Source organism: Sphingomonas sp., from assembly GCF_003248515.1.
Classification (GTDB): domain Bacteria; phylum Pseudomonadota; class Alphaproteobacteria; order Sphingomonadales; family Sphingomonadaceae; genus Sphingomonas_I.
This window is the reverse complement of record NZ_QFOB01000002.1, coordinates 306,667-323,825: the sequence shown is the minus strand read 5'-3', so window position 1 is coordinate 323,825 and position 17,159 is coordinate 306,667. Positions and strand designations below refer to the sequence as shown.

Sequence of the window (17,159 nt, the reverse complement as noted above, 5' to 3'; positions counted from 1 at the left end):
GCGGGCCGCCGCGCTGGCAAAGCGGCGCCATTCGCCCTATATTCCGGCCATGACCCATTATCAGGCGATCACCTCCGACGATGTCGTTTCGCGCACCGGCGCGATCAAGCTCTACGGGCCAGACGGGTTCGAGGGGATGCGCCGGGCGGGCAGGCTGGCGGCCGAGATACTGGACGCGCTGGCGGCCCATATCGTGCCCGGCGTGACGACCGAGGAGATCGACCGGATCGTCTATGACATGACGATCGCAGGCGGCGCCGTGCCGGCCACGCTCGGCTATCGCGGCTATACGCACAGCTGCTGCATCAGCATCAATCATGTGGTGTGCCACGGCATTCCCAGCGCCAAGACGATCAAAGATGGCGACATCGTGAATGTCGACGTGACGCCCCTTCTGGATGGCTGGCATGGCGACACGAACCGCACCTATCTGGCCGGCAACGTGCCGCTGAAGGCGAAGAAGCTGGTCGAGGTGACCTATGAATGCCTGATGCTGGGCATCGCGCAGGCGAAGCCCGGCAATCATCTGGGCGATATCGGTCATGCGATCCAGACGCATGCCGAGAAGCACCGCTACGGTGTGGTGCGCGATTTCTGCGGCCATGGGGTAGGCCGCCTGTTCCACGACACGCCCGAGGTGGTGCATGTCGGCCGGCCGGGCACCGGGCCGGAGCTGAAGCCGGGCATGTTCTTCACGATCGAGCCGATGATCAATATCGGTCGGCCGGACGTGAAGGTGCTGGACGACGGCTGGACGGCCGTGACGCGCGACCGCAGCCTTTCCGCCCAGTTCGAACATTCGATCGGCATCACCGAAACCGGCTGCGAGATCTTCACGAAAAGCCCGATCGGGCTGGACGTGCCGCATCTGGGCGTGAGTGCCTGAGCAAGGCGTTTCCGCCCCCTCCCGGATCGCGATCCACGACCCGCCCGCCGCATGTTCCCATCCCGCAGGCGCGGTGCTCCGGCGAAGGCCGGAGCGCTGCAGGCAAAGCGGGCCACTACATCGAGGACATTCCGGCGTTCGCGTGACGCCGGAAAAAACGCGGATCGCCGCCCCCGGGAAGCGACAGACCTCCGGCGTTCATGCTCCTATCGCCCGGCCGCCGCGCCCAGCCGAGTGGATGCCCTCCCCCCGGATGCTGAATCGCGTCCACATGCCAGCCTTGCGGAAGATGCCCGCTAGCCTGCGCGAACTTTGATCCTCTGTGCCGGCTGCGACGTTTCGGGGCGGATGATCTCCGCGATCAGCAATGGCGGATCGGCCTGCCGATTTTCCAGGCGCCGGCGCACCAGCGCTTCCCATTCAGCGGCGTCCGTTTCCGACTCGATTCCCAGCCAGAAATGGCAGGGATTTCTCTCGCTCTCCATCGGCCATCTCCCGGGCCCGGCCATTTTCTGGCTGAGCTCATGATACAGGAGTTGGCGGCAGGCTGCCAGCACGGCGGCGCCCCTGCGCATTGGCGGCCGCCACGCTTCCCCCCAAGCCGCAGAAGCCGGCGCCCATAGCTCAGGGCTCCGGCTTTCGCCGGAGCATGCTCCGGCGCGCGCCTCAGCCGAGGTTGCGCTTGAACAGGGCCAGCATCTCGCGCCAGCCGCGCTCGGCCGAAACCTCGTCATAGATGGGGAAATCGGGCTTCATCCAGCCGTGGAGCGCGCCCGGATAGATTTCCGCGCGATGCTTCACGCCCGCATCGCTCAGCGCCTCTTCCATCCGCTCCGCCATTTCGGGCGGATAGCTGGGATCCTGATCGGCGCCGGCGACGTAGATTTCTCCCTTCATCCGGGGCGCGAGCAGATGCGGGCTGTCCGGCTTGTCCGATGCGATGCCGCCGCCATGATAGCTGGCCGCCGCCGCCACGCGATCCGGGAACGTGCCGGCCGCCGCCAGCGCCATGCCGCCGCCCATGCAGAAGCCGACCGTGCCGATCTTCGCGCCTTTCACATCGCTGCGCGTATCGAGATATTCGAGCAGATAGCGCGTATCCTCGGCCGCCTTGAGAGGGCCGGTCAGCGCCATATGCGGCCCGATGATCGCCATCAGATCGCCGGTGGCGAACGCCTCCTTGGGCGTCGGGATATGATAGTCGCCCGAGCGATAGAAGAGATCGGGAAGCAGCGCGAGATAGCCATTGGCGGCAAGCCGCTCCGCCACCTTGACGATGGCGGGGCGCATGCCGAGCGCATCCATATAGACGATCACCGCCGGCCAGGGGCCGCTGCCCTCCGGCGTGACGATCCGGGTGGGGCAATCGCCATCGGCCGTGCGAATGATGACCTGTTCGTGCGGCATGCTGAGCTCCCTGTCGTCGATCCGGCGCCGTCTGATCGTGCCGTGGGCCGCGCGTCAAGCAGGCGGGGCGCGAGATGGCCGGCCGATCCAGCCGCGCGCCGAAATCGGCCGAAATCAGCGCAGCGTCATCACGCCTTCGATCACGGTGACGCAGGTGCCGCCGAGCACGACGCGATCGCCCTCCAGCCGGCAGGCGAGGTGCCCGCCGCGCGCCGAGGCCTGAAAGGCGCTCAGGCTGGCACGGCCAAGCCGCTCCGCCCAATAGGGCACGACCACGGCGTGGGCCGATCCCGTCACGGGATCCTCGTCTATGCCCGCGCCCGGCGCGAAGGCCCGACTGACGATATCGGTATCCCGCCCGAGGCTCGTCACGATCGTGAGCCAGTCGCCCGACCGGGCCAGCCTTCGCATGTCCGGCGTGCAGGCGCGCACCGCCGCCTCATGGGCGAGCACGACCACGCCATAATGGCGCTCGTGCCATAGCGTCTCGACCACGTCGGCCGGATCCACGTCCAGCGCGGCCACGATTTCCGGCAGGGGCTTCGGATGCGGGATCCAGACGGGCAGAGTGAGTGCATAGCCCTGCCCGTCCCGCGCCACTTCCAGCAGGCCCGCCTTGCGCGTGGCGAAGCGCACACGATCGCGCGCGCCCATCAGCACATGGCCCGATGCCAGCGTCGCATGGCCGCACATCTCCACTTCGGAGGTGGGCGTGAACCAGCGCAGTTCATAATCGGCCGGACCATCGTCGAGCGGCACCGTGAAGGCGGTTTCGGCCAGATTATTCTCGGCAGCGATCGCCTGGAGCAGGGCGTCTTCCGGCCATGCCCCCAGCGGCATCACCGCCGCCGGATTGCCCGTGAAGGGACGATCGGCGAAGGCATCGACCTGTGTGAACGGCAGGCGCATCACGGGTAGAGCAGGCCTTCCGTCCAGCCGTCTCCACTGCGCGTGAAGACATGGCGTTCGTGCAGGCGATGCGCGCGATCCTGCCAGAATTCGATCCGCTCCACGGCAACCCGATAGCCGCCCCAGTGCGGCGGGCGCGGCACGGGCGCGCCTTCGTAGCGCGCCTTTACCGCATCGAATCGCGCCTCGAACGTGGCGCGCGAATCCAGCGGGCGAGACTGATCCGAAGCCCAGGCGCCCAGCTGGCTATCGCGCGCGCGGCTGGCGAAATAGGCATCCGCCTCCTCGGCCGAGACGAGCGACACCGGCCCTTCGACCCGCACCTGCCGGCGCAGCGACTTCCAGTGAAACAGCAGCGCCGCGCGCGCGGGATCCACCAGTTCGCCCGCCTTCCGGCTCTGCTGATTGGTGTAGAAGACGAAGCCGCGCGCATCATGCCCCTTCAGCAGCACCATGCGCGCGGAAGGCTGGCCATGCGCGCCCACCGTAGCCAGCGTCATCGCGGTGGGATCGTTGGGTTCGGATGCCTTCGCTTCGGCGAGCCATGCCTCGAACAGTGCGTGGGGATCGGATTCGCTCATGCGCGCGCCATAACGCGCCCGCCCCCGGTTTGAAATTGCCGGAAAGGAGCGATGCGCGGAGCCACAGGCGGCCGCGCGCCGCGCCGGGCCGTCAGCGGCCCACGAACAGGAAGGCCACCGCCCCCATCAGGCACAGGAAGGCGGCCGCGTGGCGCCAGTGGAGCGGCTCGCCCAGCACCAGCACCATGAAGCCGCCGAAGATCAGGAGCGCGATCGCTTCCTGCACGATCTTCAGCTGGCCGGCGGACCAGCCATGCGCATAGCCGATCCGGTTGGCGGGCACCGCGAAACAATATTCGACGAAGGCAATGCCCCAGCTGATGAGGATCACCGCGAGGAGCGGTTTTTCCATCCCCCCCTTCAGATGCCAGTACCACGCGGTGGTCATGAACAGGTTGGAGACGATGAGCAGCAGGATCGTGGGCATGGCCCGCTGTAGCGGGAAGCAATGCCCGCAGAAACAGTGACGGCCGCCGCCGCCTTGGCTATCCCGTCGCGACGCCTGACGAGGATGACCGCCGATGTTCCTGCCCTTCATCGCCGCCGCCGTGACCACCGCCGCCGATCGCGCCGCCGTGATGGCACCCGTAGAGGCGACCTTCGCCGCGCTCGCCGCGCATGACGGGGCGGCTTTGCTCGCCCAGACCTGGGGCATGGGCGGCGCGACCATCGCCGCGGAGCGGGAGGACGGCACGCGCAACGTGCGCCAGCTTACGTGGCAGCAGTTCGCCGACGCCATCAAGCCAGGCCCCGAGGCGCTGGAGGAGAAACTGGGCGACACGATCATGCGCGTGGATGGCGACATCGCGGTGGTCTGGGGCCGCTACACCTTCCGGATCGACGGCAAGATGCACCATTGCGGGATGGACCATTTCCAGCTGACCCGGATCGAGGGTCAGTGGAAGATCACGAACATCAGCTGGACGACGCGGACCGCCGGCTGCGGCGCCTGAGCATCGGCCTCCGGACAGGCGACCATAAGCGTTCCGCAGGCCGCACCGGCCCGCTCCCCCCTCAGCGCCCGGCGTAGGCGCTGTCCGCTTTCCATGCGGGCCGCGCCGGCGCATCGGCCACCTTCTGCGTGAGATCGTAGAAGAAGCGATTGAAACGGGCCGCCGCCTGCCAGTTGATCGGCTGGGACAGATCATCCTGCGGCCGGTGGTAGCGCGTCTCATACCAGCCCCGGTAGATCTTTTCCGAGGGCGATCCCGGCTTGTAGCCAAAGACGAAACCCGTGGCCGGGATGCCCTTGCGGATGAAGGGCCAGTGATCGGCGCGGGTGAGCAGGTTGCGCTCAGGCTCCGGATCGATCCGCACCGCGATCTTCTGCCGCGCCGCCACCTCGCGCACGTCGTCCCCCAGCGAACTGTCGTTCAGCGCATGCACCGTCAGCAGATCGAGCGGGAAGATGGGGCGGATCTGATCCAGATTGATATCCGCCACGATCGTCTTCAGCGGCACGGTGGGGTGATCGGTGAAATGGGTGGCGCCGAGCAGCCCCTTCTCCTCGCCCGTGAAGGCCGCGAACAGCACCGAACGGCGATAGCCCTTGCCCGCGCGCCGATCCGCCAGTTGCTGGAGCAGCGCGACATAGGCGGCATCGTCGAACGCGCCATTGTAGAGTGCGTCGCCATCCACCGCCTCGCCAAAGCCATAACCATCGAGATGCGCGGACACGACGACGATCTCGTTCTTCAGCACGGGATCGGTGCCCGGCAGCAGGGCCAGCACATTATCCGATCGCAGTGCTCGATGCGAAAGCACGACATGCGCTACCAGACGACCGGGGGCATCGAAGGCGGGCAAGGGGCGCCCCGCGCTCCCTTCGGCGACGATCGCCTCCGCCCCCGACGCGCCCCCCGCGAGCAGCGCGCCGAGAGCATCGGCATTGACCGTTCCGATCAGCATATCGTCATTGGCGGGCGGCGGCGCATCCTCGAAGCTCACCGTGCGCGCATAAGCGGCGGGCCAGCGCGGCGGCTCCACCGTGAAGGAAGGATCGGCGATCGTCAGCAGGCCGATCGCGCCGCCCGCCTTCGCCGCCTCGATCCGCTCGGGAGCGGCGGGAAGGCCGGGCTTGCGCGTGCCGTAGCAGAGCACGACCTTCCCGCGCACATCGGCCATCATATCCCGCCCGCAATAGCCGCGAAAGGCGAGCGGCGCATCCAGCTGCGTCGGCATGCCGGGCGAGGCGCGCAGCGTGAGATCATAGAGGAAGCGGAGCGGCCGGCCGCCCATGGCGACGCTGGTCCCTTCCTTTTCGATCGTCACATCGCCCAGCCTGAGCGTCTGGAAGAAGGAGCCGTTGTCGCCGGCCGGCTTGAGGCCTGCGCGAGCGAAGCCGGCCGCCACCAGGCGCGCCGCCCGATCATAGCCGGCCGAGCCCGTATCCCGGCCCTCCATATCATCACCCGACAGGGCCTGCGTCGCCTGCCACCACGCCGCCGTGTCGCGATCGGGGAGAGCCGGCGCGCGCGGCGGCCTGTGCCCGGCGGCGGCGATTGCGAGCAGGAACGGCAACATCATGGTCTTACCCCCGATGGCGGCAGGTTTGGTCACCTCGCGGAGGAACGCAAGGCCTCTCTCCTTCCCGCGCGCTGCTTTGGGCGGCCCTTCTTGCCGAACGCCGGCCCGATAGCGGGCGACGCGCGAAAAACGGACCGGCATTGGCCGGCGCTGGACAGGCCACCCTTTCGGTGGTTCAAGTTAACCATGAGTAACGTACCGGTTTCGAAGCGTTTTCGCTCGCAGAGCCTTGATCTGCATTATGTCGATTGGGGGGGTGACGACCTCCCGATCCTGATCCTTCTCCATGGCGGCAACGATCATTGCCGAAGCTGGGACCGGATCGCCGAGGCGCTATCGGATCGCTTCCGCGTGATCGCGCCCGATCTGCGCGGCCATGGCGACAGCGGCTGGTCCAACGATGGCCATTATTCGATCACGGCCCACGTCTTAGATCTGCTGGCGCTTTACGAGGCGCTGGGCGTCGAGACCGCGCCGATCCTGGCCCATTCCTTCGGGGGCATGGTCGCGCTGCGCTTCGCGGGCCTCTATCCCGCCGCCGTCTCCCGCCTGATCCTGCTGGAGAGCGCGGGGCGCTTCGATGCCGAGGCCGCTTGGCTCGCCACGCCGGTGGAGCATCGCATCACCGATTATTTCGAGAAACTGCGCAAGGCCGCCGCATCGCGGCCACGCCCTTATGCCAGCCTCGCGGAGGCCGCCGCGCGGATGAAGGAGCGGAATCCGAGGCTGTCGGACGCGCTTGCGCTGCACCTCGCGGATCATGGCACCCATCCGGGCGAGGACGGCCAGCGCCGCTGGAAATTCGATCCGCGCATACGCGCCCGCTTCCCCCACGACATCTCCTTCGAGGAAAGGCGGCGGCTGCGCTGGCAGGTGGCGGCCGCCGTGCTGATCGTGGACGGAGCCGAGCATTTCGGCGCGCCCGATCGCACGCCGCTGGACATTCCCGGCGCCCGGCGGGACATCATCGCCGAGGCTGGCCACTGGCCGCATCACGACCGGCCGGATGACGTGATCGCCGTGATCCTCCCGTTCCTCGATCAGGGCTCGCTCGGGCAGGGCTGAGTGAGAGGCAGCCCCGGAGCGCCGATCAGTGGGCCGGGCGCAGCTTGTGCAAGGCCAGCGCGATGATGCCGCCGACCACGAGCCCGGCCATCGCCGATCCGATCGCGCCGATCAGCCACGCCACCAGACCGCCGATCGCGGGCAGCGCCTCCCGCCCGGCCTCGCCGGCTTCGTGGAGCAGATGCGCGGGCAGCGCGAAGCCCAGCTTTTCCAGCCCGTGCACCAGGATGCCGCCACCGACCCACAGCATCGCCACCGTGCCGATCGACGCGAGCGCCGACATCACGATCGGCATGCCCTTCACCAGCCCGCGCCCGAGGGAGCGGACCACGCTGGCCGAACGGCGCGACAGATGCAGGCCGATATCGTCCATCTTCACGATCAGGCCGACCACGCCATAGACGCCCGCCGTGATCCCGATCGCCACGAGGATGAGCGCCACCGCCTGCGTGAGAATCGGGGAGGAGGAAACATCGCTCAGCGCGATCGCCATGATCTCCGCCGAGAGGATCAGATCGGTCCGGATCGCACCGGACACCTTCTGCTTTTCCAGCTCGGCCGGGCTGGAGGCGCCTTCGGCCTCATCCTCATGCCCCTCGCCGCTCATCGCCTCGATCAGTTTTTCGCCCGCCTCGAAACACAGAAACGCGCCGCCCGCCATCAGCAGCGGCGTGATCGCCCAGGGCGCGAAGGCGCTGAGCAGCAGGGCCGCCGGCAGCAGGATCAGCAATTTGTTGCGGAGCGAGCCCAGCGCGATCTTTGCGATGATCGGCAGTTCGCGCTCGGGCGACAGGCCGGTGACATAGCGCGGCGTGACGGCCGTATCATCGACCACGACGCCCACCGCCTTGCTGCCGGCCTTGCCCGCCGCCGCCGTCACATCATCCAGGCTCGCGGCGGCGAGCTTGGTGATGCCGGCAATATCATCGAGCAGGGCTACGAGACCGGAGGCCATGAAGATCCTGTGGCTGGAAGAAGACGCCCCACACCTGAAGCACCCGCGCGCGCGGCGCAAGCGGCGGTGCCGCGCTTCAGATCTCGACCTGGCTGCCCAGTTCCACCACGCGATTGGTCGGCAGCTTGAAGAATTCCATCGCGCTTTCCGCGTTGCGCACCATCCAGGCGAACAGATGCTCGCGCCAGATGGCCATGCCGGGGCGCGCCGAGGGGATCAGCGTCTGCCGGCTCAGGAAATAGCTGGTCTCCATCTGGCGGAAGGGGCCGCCGCAAATCTCGCGCATGTCCAGCGCGGCGGGCACATCCATCTCCTCCATGAAGCCGTAGCGGAGGAAGACGCGGAAGAAGCCCTCGCTCAGTTCCGAAACCTCGATGCGGCGATCATCCGCCACGAAGGGCACCGGCTCCACGATCAGCGTGAGGATCAGGTTCCGCTCGTGGAGCACCTTGTTGTGCTTCACATTGTGGAGCAGCGCGGGCGGAATGCCCTCCTTGGCGGAGGACAGGAAGACGGCGGTGCCGCGCACGCGCTCCAGCCGGGGCGAGGCCGAGGCGATGAAAAGCTCCGCCGCCATCATATCCTCAGCGATGCGCGCGCGCATCAGCGCGCGGCCCCTGGCCCATGTCGTCAGGATCGTGAAGACAATCGCCGCCACGAACAGCGGAAACCAGCCGCCATCGGGGATCTTGGTGACGTTGGACGCGAAATAGAGGCCATCGACGAACAGGAAGGCGCCGGTGGCCAGCCCCGCCAGCACCGGCGGCCAGCGCCACACCGTGAAGGTGAGCACGCCCAGCATGCAGGCGGTGATGAACATCGTGCCGGTGACGGCGATGCCATAGGCCGCGGCGAGATCGGAAGAGCTGCGGAAGCCCACCGTGATGAGCACGACCAGCACCAGCAGCAGCCAGTTGACCAGCGGAAGATAGATCTGCCCCGCCTCGCGCGCGCTGGTGTTCACGATCCGGAGGCGCGGCAGGAAGCCGAGCTGGATCGCCTGCTGCGTCACGGAGAAAGCGCCGGAAATCACCGCCTGGCTGGCGATGACGGTAGCGAGCGTGGCGAGAATCACGAGCGGCAGCCGGAAGGCTTCGGGCGCCATCAGGAAGAAGGGATTTTCGATCGCCTCCGGATGGGCGAGCAGCAGCGCCCCCTGCCCCAGATAATTGAGCATCAGGCAGGGGAAGGCCACATAGAGCCAGGAGAAGCTGATCGCCCGGCGGCCGAAATGCCCCATATCGGCATAGAGCGCCTCCGCCCCCGTCACCGCCAGGACGACCGATCCCAGCGCGAGGAAGGCCACCTTCGGATTCATCAGGAAGAAGCGCACGGCCCAGCGCGGATCGAGGCTGGCGACGATATCAGGCCGCCCCACGATATTGATCGCACCGAGCGCCGCGATGACGAGGAAATAGAAAAGCATCACCGGCCCGAACAGCGCGCCCACCCGTTCCGTGCCGTGCGACTGGATGGCGAACAGCCCGATCAGCACGAGGATCGAGATGGGCAGGACGAGGTGCGACAGCGCCGGTTGGACGACCGAGAGCCCCTCCACCGCCGACAGCACCGAAATGGCCGGCGTGATGATCGCATCGCCATAGAAAAGCGCCGTGGCGCTGACGCCGAGGATGGCGATCACCGGCGTCCATCGGCGCGTGCCCGCCGATCGCGTGACCAGCGCGAGCAGCGCGAGGCTGCCGCCCTCGCCATCATTGTCCGCGCGCAGGATGATGAGCACATATTTGACCGTGACGATCAGCATCATCGTCCAGAAGACGAGGCTGAGCACGCCGAACAGGTGCGCCGGATCCACCGCCAGCCGGTGGTGGCCGATGAAGCTTTCCTTCAGCGCATAGAGCGGCGACGTGCCGATATCACCGAAGACCACCCCGATCGCGCCGAGCGCGAGGAGGGTCGGCCGGCGATCGCCATGATGGGCGCTCGTTTCGGGATTGGCGGAATAGTTCGCCGGGGGCACGCTTTCTGGACCTTGCTGGCACCCGCACGACTCGGGCGGGCGGCCCTATGCTCCCGCGCGCGACGAAAAGCGAGACTTGCCCGATTCCCGCCCGCTCCGCCGCCATCCCCGCCCGGACGCACGGGGATGGCGATCGAGACCTTCGCCTCAGCCGAGCGGCGCGCCCGGCGGCGCGGGATAGCGCGAGCGCGGCCCTTCACCCCAGACCGGCATGGTCGTCCGGGGCGCCATCTTCTCGGGATCCTCGAGATAATGATCGATGTCGCGCGCGGACTGGCGATAGAAGGCCGCCGTCATCGGATCGCCATCCTTCTTGGCCTTGATCTCCGAGGCGAGCGAGGCCAGCCGATCCAGCGCATAGGCGCGCGCCTCCGGCGCTGTCGTCTTGGACGCGCCGAGAATCATCAGCGATTCGAGCGCGACGCGCTGGGTGACGCGCAGGATGGCGCGCTCCTCCGCGCTGCCGGCGGACGGAGCCCGCCACGTCCTGGCCATCACCGCGTCCACGGTTTCGGGCAGCGTCACCGCCCCCGGCTGGCGCGCCGCCAGCGCCACCAGCCGCGCGGCGCGATCCGGCGCGAACAGCGGCTGGATCACGAGCGAGGCCAGGATGCGCGCGGCACGCAGCTGATCGAACATGTCATCGCGCGAAAGATCCTCGCGGTTCGGATTGGGGCTGGGTGTGAGCTGCACGAGCAGGCTTTCCGGCAGCGTCATATTGGCGGGCTGGATCGCCTCCATCAGCAGATCCAGCGTGTCATGCTGCAACTTGGCCGGGATGAATTCGGTCGCGGGCATCGTTTCGCCCTTCACCGTGATGTTGGTGAAGATGCCGCCGATATATTTCACGCCGCTCTCGATCGCCCAGCGATGATGGAGATAGGCCATCCACAGCCGCGCATCGCGCAGCGTGCCGATCGGCTCGCCGGGCTTCAGCATATCCGGCCCGTAATGGGCGATCATGATCTTGCGGGCGTCCATCGCCTCGCGCAGATTCTCGGTCGGCGTCGCGCGGTCGTCATAGGCGGTCCAGCGCGGATCGCTGTCCGGCACGTAGAGGATGCCGTGCGCGCGCATGTCCGCGATGATCGCGTCGAGCCCCGCTTTCTCCTGCGCCGGCGCGAAAGGCGTATAGGCATAACGCACCATATAGGTGTCGTAGACGCCGATCTCCTTCTGGAAGCTTTCCGAAAGATCGAGCTTGCCGTTCACCACCTTCACGCGCGGGCTGGGATATTCCATCACCGAGGCCTGATTGTTCAGGCTCGACGCGAAATTGTGCCCGAAGCCGAGCGAGTGGCCCAGTTCGTGCGCCGTGAGCAGCGCCTGGCGCAGCAGGATCATGTCGCGCTGGCCCTTGGGCAGCGCATCCAGCGCGGCATCACCCTTGAGCAGAACGGGATCTGCCACCGTGATGCCCGATCCATCGGACGGCAGGCCGCCGGCATAGGCATCCCAGAAATTGCCGATCGTGCGGATGCGATAGCTGTCCATGTGCGTCTTGGAGCCCAGAAGCTCGCCCGTGCGCGGATCGCGATAGCCGCCGCTGGAGGAAAAGCCGCGCTCGTCGCGATCGATCCAGAGGACATAGGGATAGCGAATGTCCATGGGATCCATGTCCGCCGGCGCATCGGCCGCGACGATCGCATTGCTGAAGCCGGCCGCCTCGAACGCCTTGTTCCACCAGAGCAGGCCCTGCTTCATCGCGTGGCGGATCGGATCGGGGATCGCCGGATCGAAATAGATGGTGATCGGTTTCTTCGGATCGCTGATCGCCGCCGAGGGATCCTTCTTCTCCAGGCGATAGCGCGTGATCAGCGCCTCATAGGGCTGGTCATCCGGCTGCTTGTTGAAATCGGCGAAGCGCACGGTGGAGACGCCGATGCGCGGATCCGCCTCGCGCGGGACATAGCCCACCGGCGCGCGCAGGAAGCTGTGGTGGATGCGCAGCGTGAAGGCCTTGGGATCGGGCGTCACCGCGGAGACGAGGCTCGCCCCGCCGCCATTGCCCGAGGCATCCGGCGTGACGGCGCGGCCGCCGCTGCCGCCATCGGACGAGAAGGTGGCGACCGTCTCGATCTCCGTATTGTCGGGGAAGGCCTTCATCCGCTGCGGATAGAAAGTGAAACGGCCTGCATCGAAGCGGAAGGCACCCTGATTGGCGCGACGCAGCTTCGCCTCCACATCGGCGGCATCGCGCGCGAAAAGGGCGGTGGCATCGACGGTAACCTTGCCATCCGCCTCGGATTCGATCGGCAGGCTCGCCAGCACGGACGTGGGGAAACTATCCGCGACATTCTGCTTGCGCGCATCCGTGCCGCCCGTCGCCCGGAAATCGAGATTCTGGGCCACGACGAGCACCTTCTGCCCCTCGCGCACGAAATGGATCACCTCGCTCGCCTGGATGCCACGATCGAAGGGCAGCTCCACCGATCCGCCGCCCGTGGCCGCCGTGACATAATAGAGCACGTCCGCATCGAAGACCGGGACTTCCATCAGCACCTTGTTGCGCGCCGCATCGAACGCGAACGGCACGAAGCCCGGCTTCATCGGCGCGGATGCCGCCCTGGCCGGCGCGGCGGCCGCGGCACCCCGCGCGGGCGGCGCCGCGATCGCCGTGCCCAGAGCGACGAATGCCATTGCGGCGCAGCCGGTGCGCAGGACGATAAGGGCGCGTCCGCCGCGCGCGATCAATTTTGGCTTCATGCTGAAGGCTCCGAGACTGTCTTGCCGGGGTCGGCCCTCGGCAAGCCTAGCAGAAGGCCCCAGTACGGGTCCCGGCTTTCTTCGGCCAAAAGCAGCAACATGTTAGGGTAACCGGCTCGTTTTATTCAAATTTGCGAGGATTTCACAGTTTATTTCAAATCAGACACCGGTTTCCGGCGAGCCCTCGACACGGGTTAAAGCCTGCCAGCCATCAAAGAATACCCCATCGATACGGTACGGAAACATGGCCTACCTAACTCGATATTTGCCTATTCAACGGGCACGTGCCTATTATTTGAGCACATATTGGAGAGACATGCCATGTTCCTTCTCGCGCTAGCAGCCACCCTCGCCACCCCCGCCGTGGCGCCGCATCAGGCCTCGATCGATCATCGCGGCAGCGGCTATTCGGTCAGCTATCACCCGCGCATGGAGACGAAGATGAAGACGGTCGGCGTCGCCACCGGCGCGCGGATGAGCATGCAGCGCTGCCGCTGGACGACGACGCTGCAAGTGGAGCGGCAGATCGCCCGCCGCGACGAAGCCTCCGCCCACGCCACCCTGCTGCCCGCCGCATCGCGCACTTTCTCGGGCGAGCGGCACGGCCATTGCAGCGCACAGGGCGAAGCGAAGGCCGCGATCGGCGCGGACAAGATCCGGGATCATCTGGCATCGATCGCGGCGGCCGACCGGGGCGATGCCCTCGCCCAGATCGACGCCGCCTACAGCCTCGCCCAGGAGTGATCGCCGGCATACGCATCGCTTCGATGGCAGGAGCGGGAGCGGCGGCCACGGCCCTGCTGTGCGCCGCCGCCTCCGCCGCCCCGCCCCGCCTTTCGATTGAGGCGACAAGCGACCTGCGCGCGCGCGGGCTGAGCTGGAGCGATGGCCGGGCGAGCCTGCGGGCCGGACTCGACGCGCCGATCGCGGACGGCTTCTCGCTCGCGGGCGATCTCGCCGCGTTGCGCGGCGCCCCCCGCCACGGCGGCGCGGATGCCGGGCTCGATCTGGCTGCACGCTTTCGCCGGAACATCGACGGGTGGAGCCTTTCCGCCACGGCGGCACGGCGACTCTTCCTCGATGCGCGGGGGCAGGATTATTGGGAATTGGGCGCCGCCGCCGGGCGAACGATCGGCCCGGCGCTGCTGCGTGCGACGATCCACTACGCGCCCGATCAGAATGCCATTGGCGGAGACAATCTTCATCTCGGCGCGGAGGCGGATGTCGCCATTCCCGGCACGGCCTTCACGCTCTTCGGCGGGCTCGGCCACTCCTCCGGCAAAACGGGCGATGCCGCACGCGCGGCCCGGCTGCGACCGGACGGCGCCTATTTCGACTGGCGGCTGGGCGCGGAGCATGTGCACGGCCCCCTGGCGCTGGGCCTCGTCTATACGGACACGTCGATCACGCATGGCCGGCGGCGGACAGGCGGCACGGCCGAGCATGCCTCCGCCCGCCTCGCCGGTTATGCGCGGCTGGATTTCTGATCCGGCAAAGCCTCAATCGCGATCGTCGAAGGCCCTGCGCGCCGCCTCCACATCCATCAGATTCTCCTCCGCCCAGATCCACACGCCGCAAAATGCCGCGCCGAGGCCGCGCCCGAGCGCCGTCAGCCGATAGTCGACGCGCGGCGGCACCACCGCATGGACGGTGCGGACGACCAGACCATCCCGCTCCATGGCGCGCAGCGTCTGCGTCAGCATCTTCTGGCTCACGCCCTTCACCGCGCGCGAAAGCTGGGTGAAGCGCAATTCCCCCTGCTCTTCCAGCACCTCGAGCACGAGCATCGTCCATTTGTCCGCCACGCGCCCGATCAGGTCGTGCACCAGCGCCTCGACGCGCGGATCCACCTCCGGCGCCGCGCATTCTCCCGACGGGTTCGACATTGCCGCGGGCTGCCGTTCGCGCAGGTCGGCCATCCACACTCTCCTTTTGGTGGGTATAAAACTTTCGGGTGCCTTCTTTCGAAAGAACAGCGCCTCGCTAGATGCAGGCTTCGAGCAGGGCACGCAACAGGAGCGGCACATGAAAAGCAGCGGCAACACCATCCTCGTCACCGGCGGCGGCAGCGGCATCGGCCGCGCGCTCGCGCATCGCTGGCACGATCAGGGCAACACGGTCATCATCGCCGGGCGCCGCAGGCAGGCGCTGGAGGAAACGATCGCCGGGCGCGCGAACATGGCAGCGGTGACGCTGGACGTGGAAAGCCCGGAAGCGATCGACACCTTCGTGGCGGATCTCGTCGCCGCGCACCCGGCCCTCAACATCCTCGTCAACAATGCCGGCGTCATGGACCGCGAGGACCTGACGACGCGGCGCGATCTGCGGGTGGCCGAGGCGACGATCGTCACCAACCTGCTGGGGCCGATCCGGCTGACCAACGCGCTGGTGGATCATCTGGCGGCGCAGGCCGATTCCGCGATCGTCAACATCTCGTCCGGCCTCGGCTTCGTGCCGCTCAAGGCCGCGCCCACCTATTCGGCCACCAAGGCGGCGATCCATTCCTACACGATATCGCTGCGCGAGCAGCTTCGCGGCAGGATCGAGGTGATCGAGGTGGCGCCGCCCGCCGTACGCACCGATCTGACGCCTGGCCAGTCGACCCGCGAAGGCTATATGCCACTGGACGATTTCGCGGACGAAGTGATCGCGCTGTTTCGGCAGGCGCCGACGCCGGCGGAAATCCTGGTCAAGAATGTCCACTTCCTGCGCGCGGCCGAGGCCGAGGGGCGCTTTTCCGAGGCACTGGGCATGCTGAACAAGATGTGACAGCACGTCCGCGAGGGCGGAGGAAAACGTCTCCCCCTCGCCCGTCTTCCGAACGGCGCTCCGCCATATGTTAACAAAACGTAATAGTAATGGCCGCAGTATCGGTGCGCGACAGAAACGCCCGCATCGGCCATGACACGGCCAGACGGGAGTGATGGAGACTGAATTGGTGCTACCATCGCAAGAATTTCAATCGTTATTCTTCCGATATACTAGGCAATCGATGCTGCTTGGGCCATCAAGATCCCATGGCCCGCGCTGTGGGACGCGCGGACAAGCCTAAGGGAGACAATCGATGGCACGACGTTGGGCGTTCATTCTCGGCATTCTCGGCACGCTTGCGAGCAGCCCCGCCTGGGCGGATCGCGATACCGAATATTACACGTCCGTCACCGTATTCGGCGATAGCCTGGTGGATGCGGGCAATCTCTACATCGCCAATGGCGGGACGCGGCCCAATCCAGCGCTCGGCTATTTCGAGCATCGCTTCACCAACGGCTATGACTATCCCGATCTGCTCTCGCTGGATCTGTTCGGCGTGCCGACCACGCCTTCGCTGGCGGGCGGCAGCAACTATGCCTTTGGCGGCGCGCGCGTGATCGACACGGGCGACGGCATTCCCGATCTGGCCGCACAGCTGACCACCTTTGCGGCATCGGGCACGGGCATCGATCCCAACGGCCTCTACATCTTCAACTTCGGCGGCAATGACGTCTTCGCCGCGCGGGGCGAATTCGGCCCGAACGCGATCGGCACCTATTCAAGCGCCAGCGCCTATCTGCAGGCGGCGGCGGAGCAATATGTGGCCGGCGTCCAGTCGCTCATCGATCTCGGCGCCCGCAACATCCTGATGACCGATTTCCCCCTCGCCTTCGAACCGCTGACCGGCGAGGCCAATGGCTATCTGACGACGGCGCTGGCGAGCCTGACGGTGCCCTCCGATACCGATTTCTTCTTCTATAGCCTGAGCGACTTCAACCGGCGCGCCGTCACCGACTCCGCCTCGCTTGGCCTGCCGCCGCAGCGGACCGACACGAATTGCATCGCGGCGGGCGCGCAGGCCACGGGCTGCGTCGGCATTTTCTCGTTCGATGGCGTCCATGCATCGGCCCCGGTGCAGGCCGCCGGCTATCAGGAGCTGCTGCGCACCTTCGGCCTCGCTTCCGCCGTGCCCGAGCCGGCGAGCTGGATCATGATGATCCTGGGCTTCGGCGCGATCGGTGCCGCGATGCGCTCCCGCCGGCGCGAGCCCGCGATCGCCTTCGCCTGATCCCGTCCGCGAGACCCGAACAAAACCCCGCTGGCAGCCGTGCCGGCGGGGCAGCACGGCCCGCTCCCGATTCCGGGGGCGGGCCGTATCGCACCGCACTGGCG

General features: G+C 67.1%; 17 protein-coding genes. 7 read left to right on the top strand and 10 right to left on the bottom strand.

The genetic code is table 11. The annotated features are described in order from the left end of the window. The first annotated feature begins 49 nt into the window (after window positions 1-49). A complete protein-coding gene (map, locus tag DI605_RS04620; protein ID WP_293969730.1) occupies window positions 50-886 on the top strand; it encodes a type I methionyl aminopeptidase in 837 nt (278 codons plus the stop codon). A gap of 296 nt (window positions 887-1,182) precedes the next feature. Here the strand turns inward: map and DI605_RS04615 are convergent, their stop codons facing one another. From DI605_RS04615 to DI605_RS04595, 5 genes are all read right to left on the bottom strand, one after another. After that, window positions 1,183-1,461: a hypothetical protein gene (locus DI605_RS04615; RefSeq protein WP_293969727.1), complete on the bottom strand. Its 279-nt coding sequence runs from the start codon at window positions 1,459-1,461 to the stop codon at window positions 1,183-1,185. A gap of 91 nt (window positions 1,462-1,552) precedes the next feature. Then, window positions 1,553-2,293: a dienelactone hydrolase family protein gene (locus DI605_RS04610; protein WP_293969724.1), complete on the bottom strand. Its 741-nt coding sequence runs from the start codon at window positions 2,291-2,293 to the stop codon at window positions 1,553-1,555. 114 nt (window positions 2,294-2,407) lie between these two features. Next, on the bottom strand, window positions 2,408-3,202 hold the full coding sequence (locus DI605_RS04605; RefSeq protein WP_293970173.1) for a PhzF family phenazine biosynthesis protein: 795 nt from the start codon (window positions 3,200-3,202) through the stop codon (window positions 2,408-2,410). Further along, window positions 3,202-3,783 carry a pyridoxamine 5'-phosphate oxidase gene (gene pdxH / locus DI605_RS04600; protein ID WP_293969721.1) on the bottom strand — a complete coding sequence of 194 codons (582 nt, stop codon included), beginning with the start codon at window positions 3,781-3,783 and terminating at the stop codon, window positions 3,202-3,204. The genes DI605_RS04605 and pdxH overlap by 1 nt, the downstream gene beginning before the upstream one ends. 91 nt (window positions 3,784-3,874) lie before the next feature. Then, on the bottom strand, window positions 3,875-4,210 hold the full coding sequence (locus DI605_RS04595; RefSeq protein ID WP_293969718.1) for a DMT family protein: 336 nt from the start codon (window positions 4,208-4,210) through the stop codon (window positions 3,875-3,877). A gap of 94 nt (window positions 4,211-4,304) precedes the next feature. Between DI605_RS04595 and DI605_RS04590 the strand changes: the two genes are divergently transcribed. Next, on the top strand, window positions 4,305-4,736 hold the full coding sequence (locus tag DI605_RS04590; RefSeq protein WP_293969715.1) for a nuclear transport factor 2 family protein: 432 nt from the start codon (window positions 4,305-4,307) through the stop codon (window positions 4,734-4,736). A 61-nt stretch (window positions 4,737-4,797) separates the two neighbouring features. Here the strand turns inward: DI605_RS04590 and DI605_RS04585 are convergent, their stop codons facing one another. Next, entirely contained in the window at window positions 4,798-6,309 is a 1,512-nt protein-coding gene (locus tag DI605_RS04585) for a M28 family peptidase (protein WP_293969712.1), read from the bottom strand. A 186-nt stretch (window positions 6,310-6,495) separates the two neighbouring features. Between DI605_RS04585 and DI605_RS04580 the strand changes: the two genes are divergently transcribed. After that, on the top strand, window positions 6,496-7,374 hold the full coding sequence (locus DI605_RS04580; RefSeq protein WP_293969709.1) for an alpha/beta hydrolase: 879 nt from the start codon (window positions 6,496-6,498) through the stop codon (window positions 7,372-7,374). Between the two features lie 25 nt (window positions 7,375-7,399). Here the strand turns inward: DI605_RS04580 and DI605_RS04575 are convergent, their stop codons facing one another. The 3 genes from DI605_RS04575 to DI605_RS04565 form a co-directional block, all read right to left on the bottom strand. Then, a complete protein-coding gene (locus tag DI605_RS04575) occupies window positions 7,400-8,329 on the bottom strand; it encodes a DUF808 domain-containing protein (RefSeq protein WP_293969706.1) in 930 nt (309 codons plus the stop codon). A 76-nt stretch (window positions 8,330-8,405) separates the two neighbouring features. After that, on the bottom strand, window positions 8,406-10,226 hold the full coding sequence (locus DI605_RS04570) for a potassium transporter Kup (protein ID WP_293970170.1): 1,821 nt from the start codon (window positions 10,224-10,226) through the stop codon (window positions 8,406-8,408). Window positions 10,227-10,457: 231 nt separating this feature from the next. Continuing rightward, window positions 10,458-13,016, bottom strand: a complete 2,559-nt coding sequence (locus tag DI605_RS04565; RefSeq protein ID WP_293969703.1) for a zinc-dependent metalloprotease — start codon at window positions 13,014-13,016, stop codon at window positions 10,458-10,460. Between the two features lie 321 nt (window positions 13,017-13,337). On the opposite strand from DI605_RS04565, the gene DI605_RS04560 reads away from it, so the two are divergent. Continuing rightward, on the top strand, window positions 13,338-13,760 hold the full coding sequence (locus DI605_RS04560; protein WP_293969700.1) for a hypothetical protein: 423 nt from the start codon (window positions 13,338-13,340) through the stop codon (window positions 13,758-13,760). 23 nt (window positions 13,761-13,783) lie between these two features. Beyond that, window positions 13,784-14,503: a TorF family putative porin gene (locus tag DI605_RS04555; RefSeq protein ID WP_293969697.1), complete on the top strand. Its 720-nt coding sequence runs from the start codon at window positions 13,784-13,786 to the stop codon at window positions 14,501-14,503. 12 nt (window positions 14,504-14,515) lie between these two features. Here the strand turns inward: DI605_RS04555 and DI605_RS04550 are convergent, their stop codons facing one another. After that, window positions 14,516-14,902, bottom strand: a complete 387-nt coding sequence (locus DI605_RS04550) for a helix-turn-helix domain-containing protein (protein WP_293970167.1) — start codon at window positions 14,900-14,902, stop codon at window positions 14,516-14,518. Between the two features lie 139 nt (window positions 14,903-15,041). Between DI605_RS04550 and DI605_RS04545 the strand changes: the two genes are divergently transcribed. Both DI605_RS04545 and DI605_RS04540 read left to right on the top strand, forming a co-directional pair. Next, window positions 15,042-15,785 carry an SDR family oxidoreductase gene (locus tag DI605_RS04545; RefSeq protein WP_293969694.1) on the top strand — a complete coding sequence of 248 codons (744 nt, stop codon included), beginning with the start codon at window positions 15,042-15,044 and terminating at the stop codon, window positions 15,783-15,785. A 295-nt stretch (window positions 15,786-16,080) separates the two neighbouring features. Next, entirely contained in the window at window positions 16,081-17,055 is a 975-nt protein-coding gene (locus DI605_RS04540; RefSeq protein WP_293969691.1) for a PEPxxWA-CTERM sorting domain-containing protein, read from the top strand. Window positions 17,056-17,159: the final 104 nt, after the last annotated feature.

Excerpts from the sequence above, each read along its gene's own strand:
- map (WP_293969730.1), top strand. The coding sequence starts at position 50 with ATGACCCATTATCAGGCGATCACCTCCGACGATGTCGTTTCGCGCACC.
- DI605_RS04615 (WP_293969727.1), bottom strand. The coding sequence starts at position 1,461 with ATGCGCAGGGGCGCCGCCGTGCTGGCAGCCTGCCGCCAACTCCTGTAT.
- DI605_RS04610 (WP_293969724.1), bottom strand. The coding sequence starts at position 2,293 with ATGCCGCACGAACAGGTCATCATTCGCACGGCCGATGGCGATTGCCCC.
- DI605_RS04605 (WP_293970173.1), bottom strand. The coding sequence starts at position 3,202 with ATGCGCCTGCCGTTCACACAGGTCGATGCCTTCGCCGATCGTCCCTTC.
- pdxH (WP_293969721.1), bottom strand. The coding sequence starts at position 3,783 with ATGAGCGAATCCGATCCCCACGCACTGTTCGAGGCATGGCTCGCCGAA.
- DI605_RS04595 (WP_293969718.1), bottom strand. The coding sequence starts at position 4,210 with ATGCCCACGATCCTGCTGCTCATCGTCTCCAACCTGTTCATGACCACC.
- DI605_RS04590 (WP_293969715.1), top strand. The coding sequence starts at position 4,305 with ATGTTCCTGCCCTTCATCGCCGCCGCCGTGACCACCGCCGCCGATCGC.
- DI605_RS04585 (WP_293969712.1), bottom strand. The coding sequence starts at position 6,309 with ATGATGTTGCCGTTCCTGCTCGCAATCGCCGCCGCCGGGCACAGGCCG.
- DI605_RS04580 (WP_293969709.1), top strand. The coding sequence starts at position 6,496 with ATGAGTAACGTACCGGTTTCGAAGCGTTTTCGCTCGCAGAGCCTTGAT.
- DI605_RS04575 (WP_293969706.1), bottom strand. The coding sequence starts at position 8,329 with ATGGCCTCCGGTCTCGTAGCCCTGCTCGATGATATTGCCGGCATCACC.
- DI605_RS04565 (WP_293969703.1), bottom strand. The coding sequence starts at position 13,016 with ATGAAGCCAAAATTGATCGCGCGCGGCGGACGCGCCCTTATCGTCCTG.
- DI605_RS04560 (WP_293969700.1), top strand. The coding sequence starts at position 13,338 with ATGTTCCTTCTCGCGCTAGCAGCCACCCTCGCCACCCCCGCCGTGGCG.
- DI605_RS04555 (WP_293969697.1), top strand. The coding sequence starts at position 13,784 with ATGGCAGGAGCGGGAGCGGCGGCCACGGCCCTGCTGTGCGCCGCCGCC.
- DI605_RS04550 (WP_293970167.1), bottom strand. The coding sequence starts at position 14,902 with ATGTCGAACCCGTCGGGAGAATGCGCGGCGCCGGAGGTGGATCCGCGC.
- DI605_RS04545 (WP_293969694.1), top strand. The coding sequence starts at position 15,042 with ATGAAAAGCAGCGGCAACACCATCCTCGTCACCGGCGGCGGCAGCGGC.
- DI605_RS04540 (WP_293969691.1), top strand. The coding sequence starts at position 16,081 with ATGGCACGACGTTGGGCGTTCATTCTCGGCATTCTCGGCACGCTTGCG.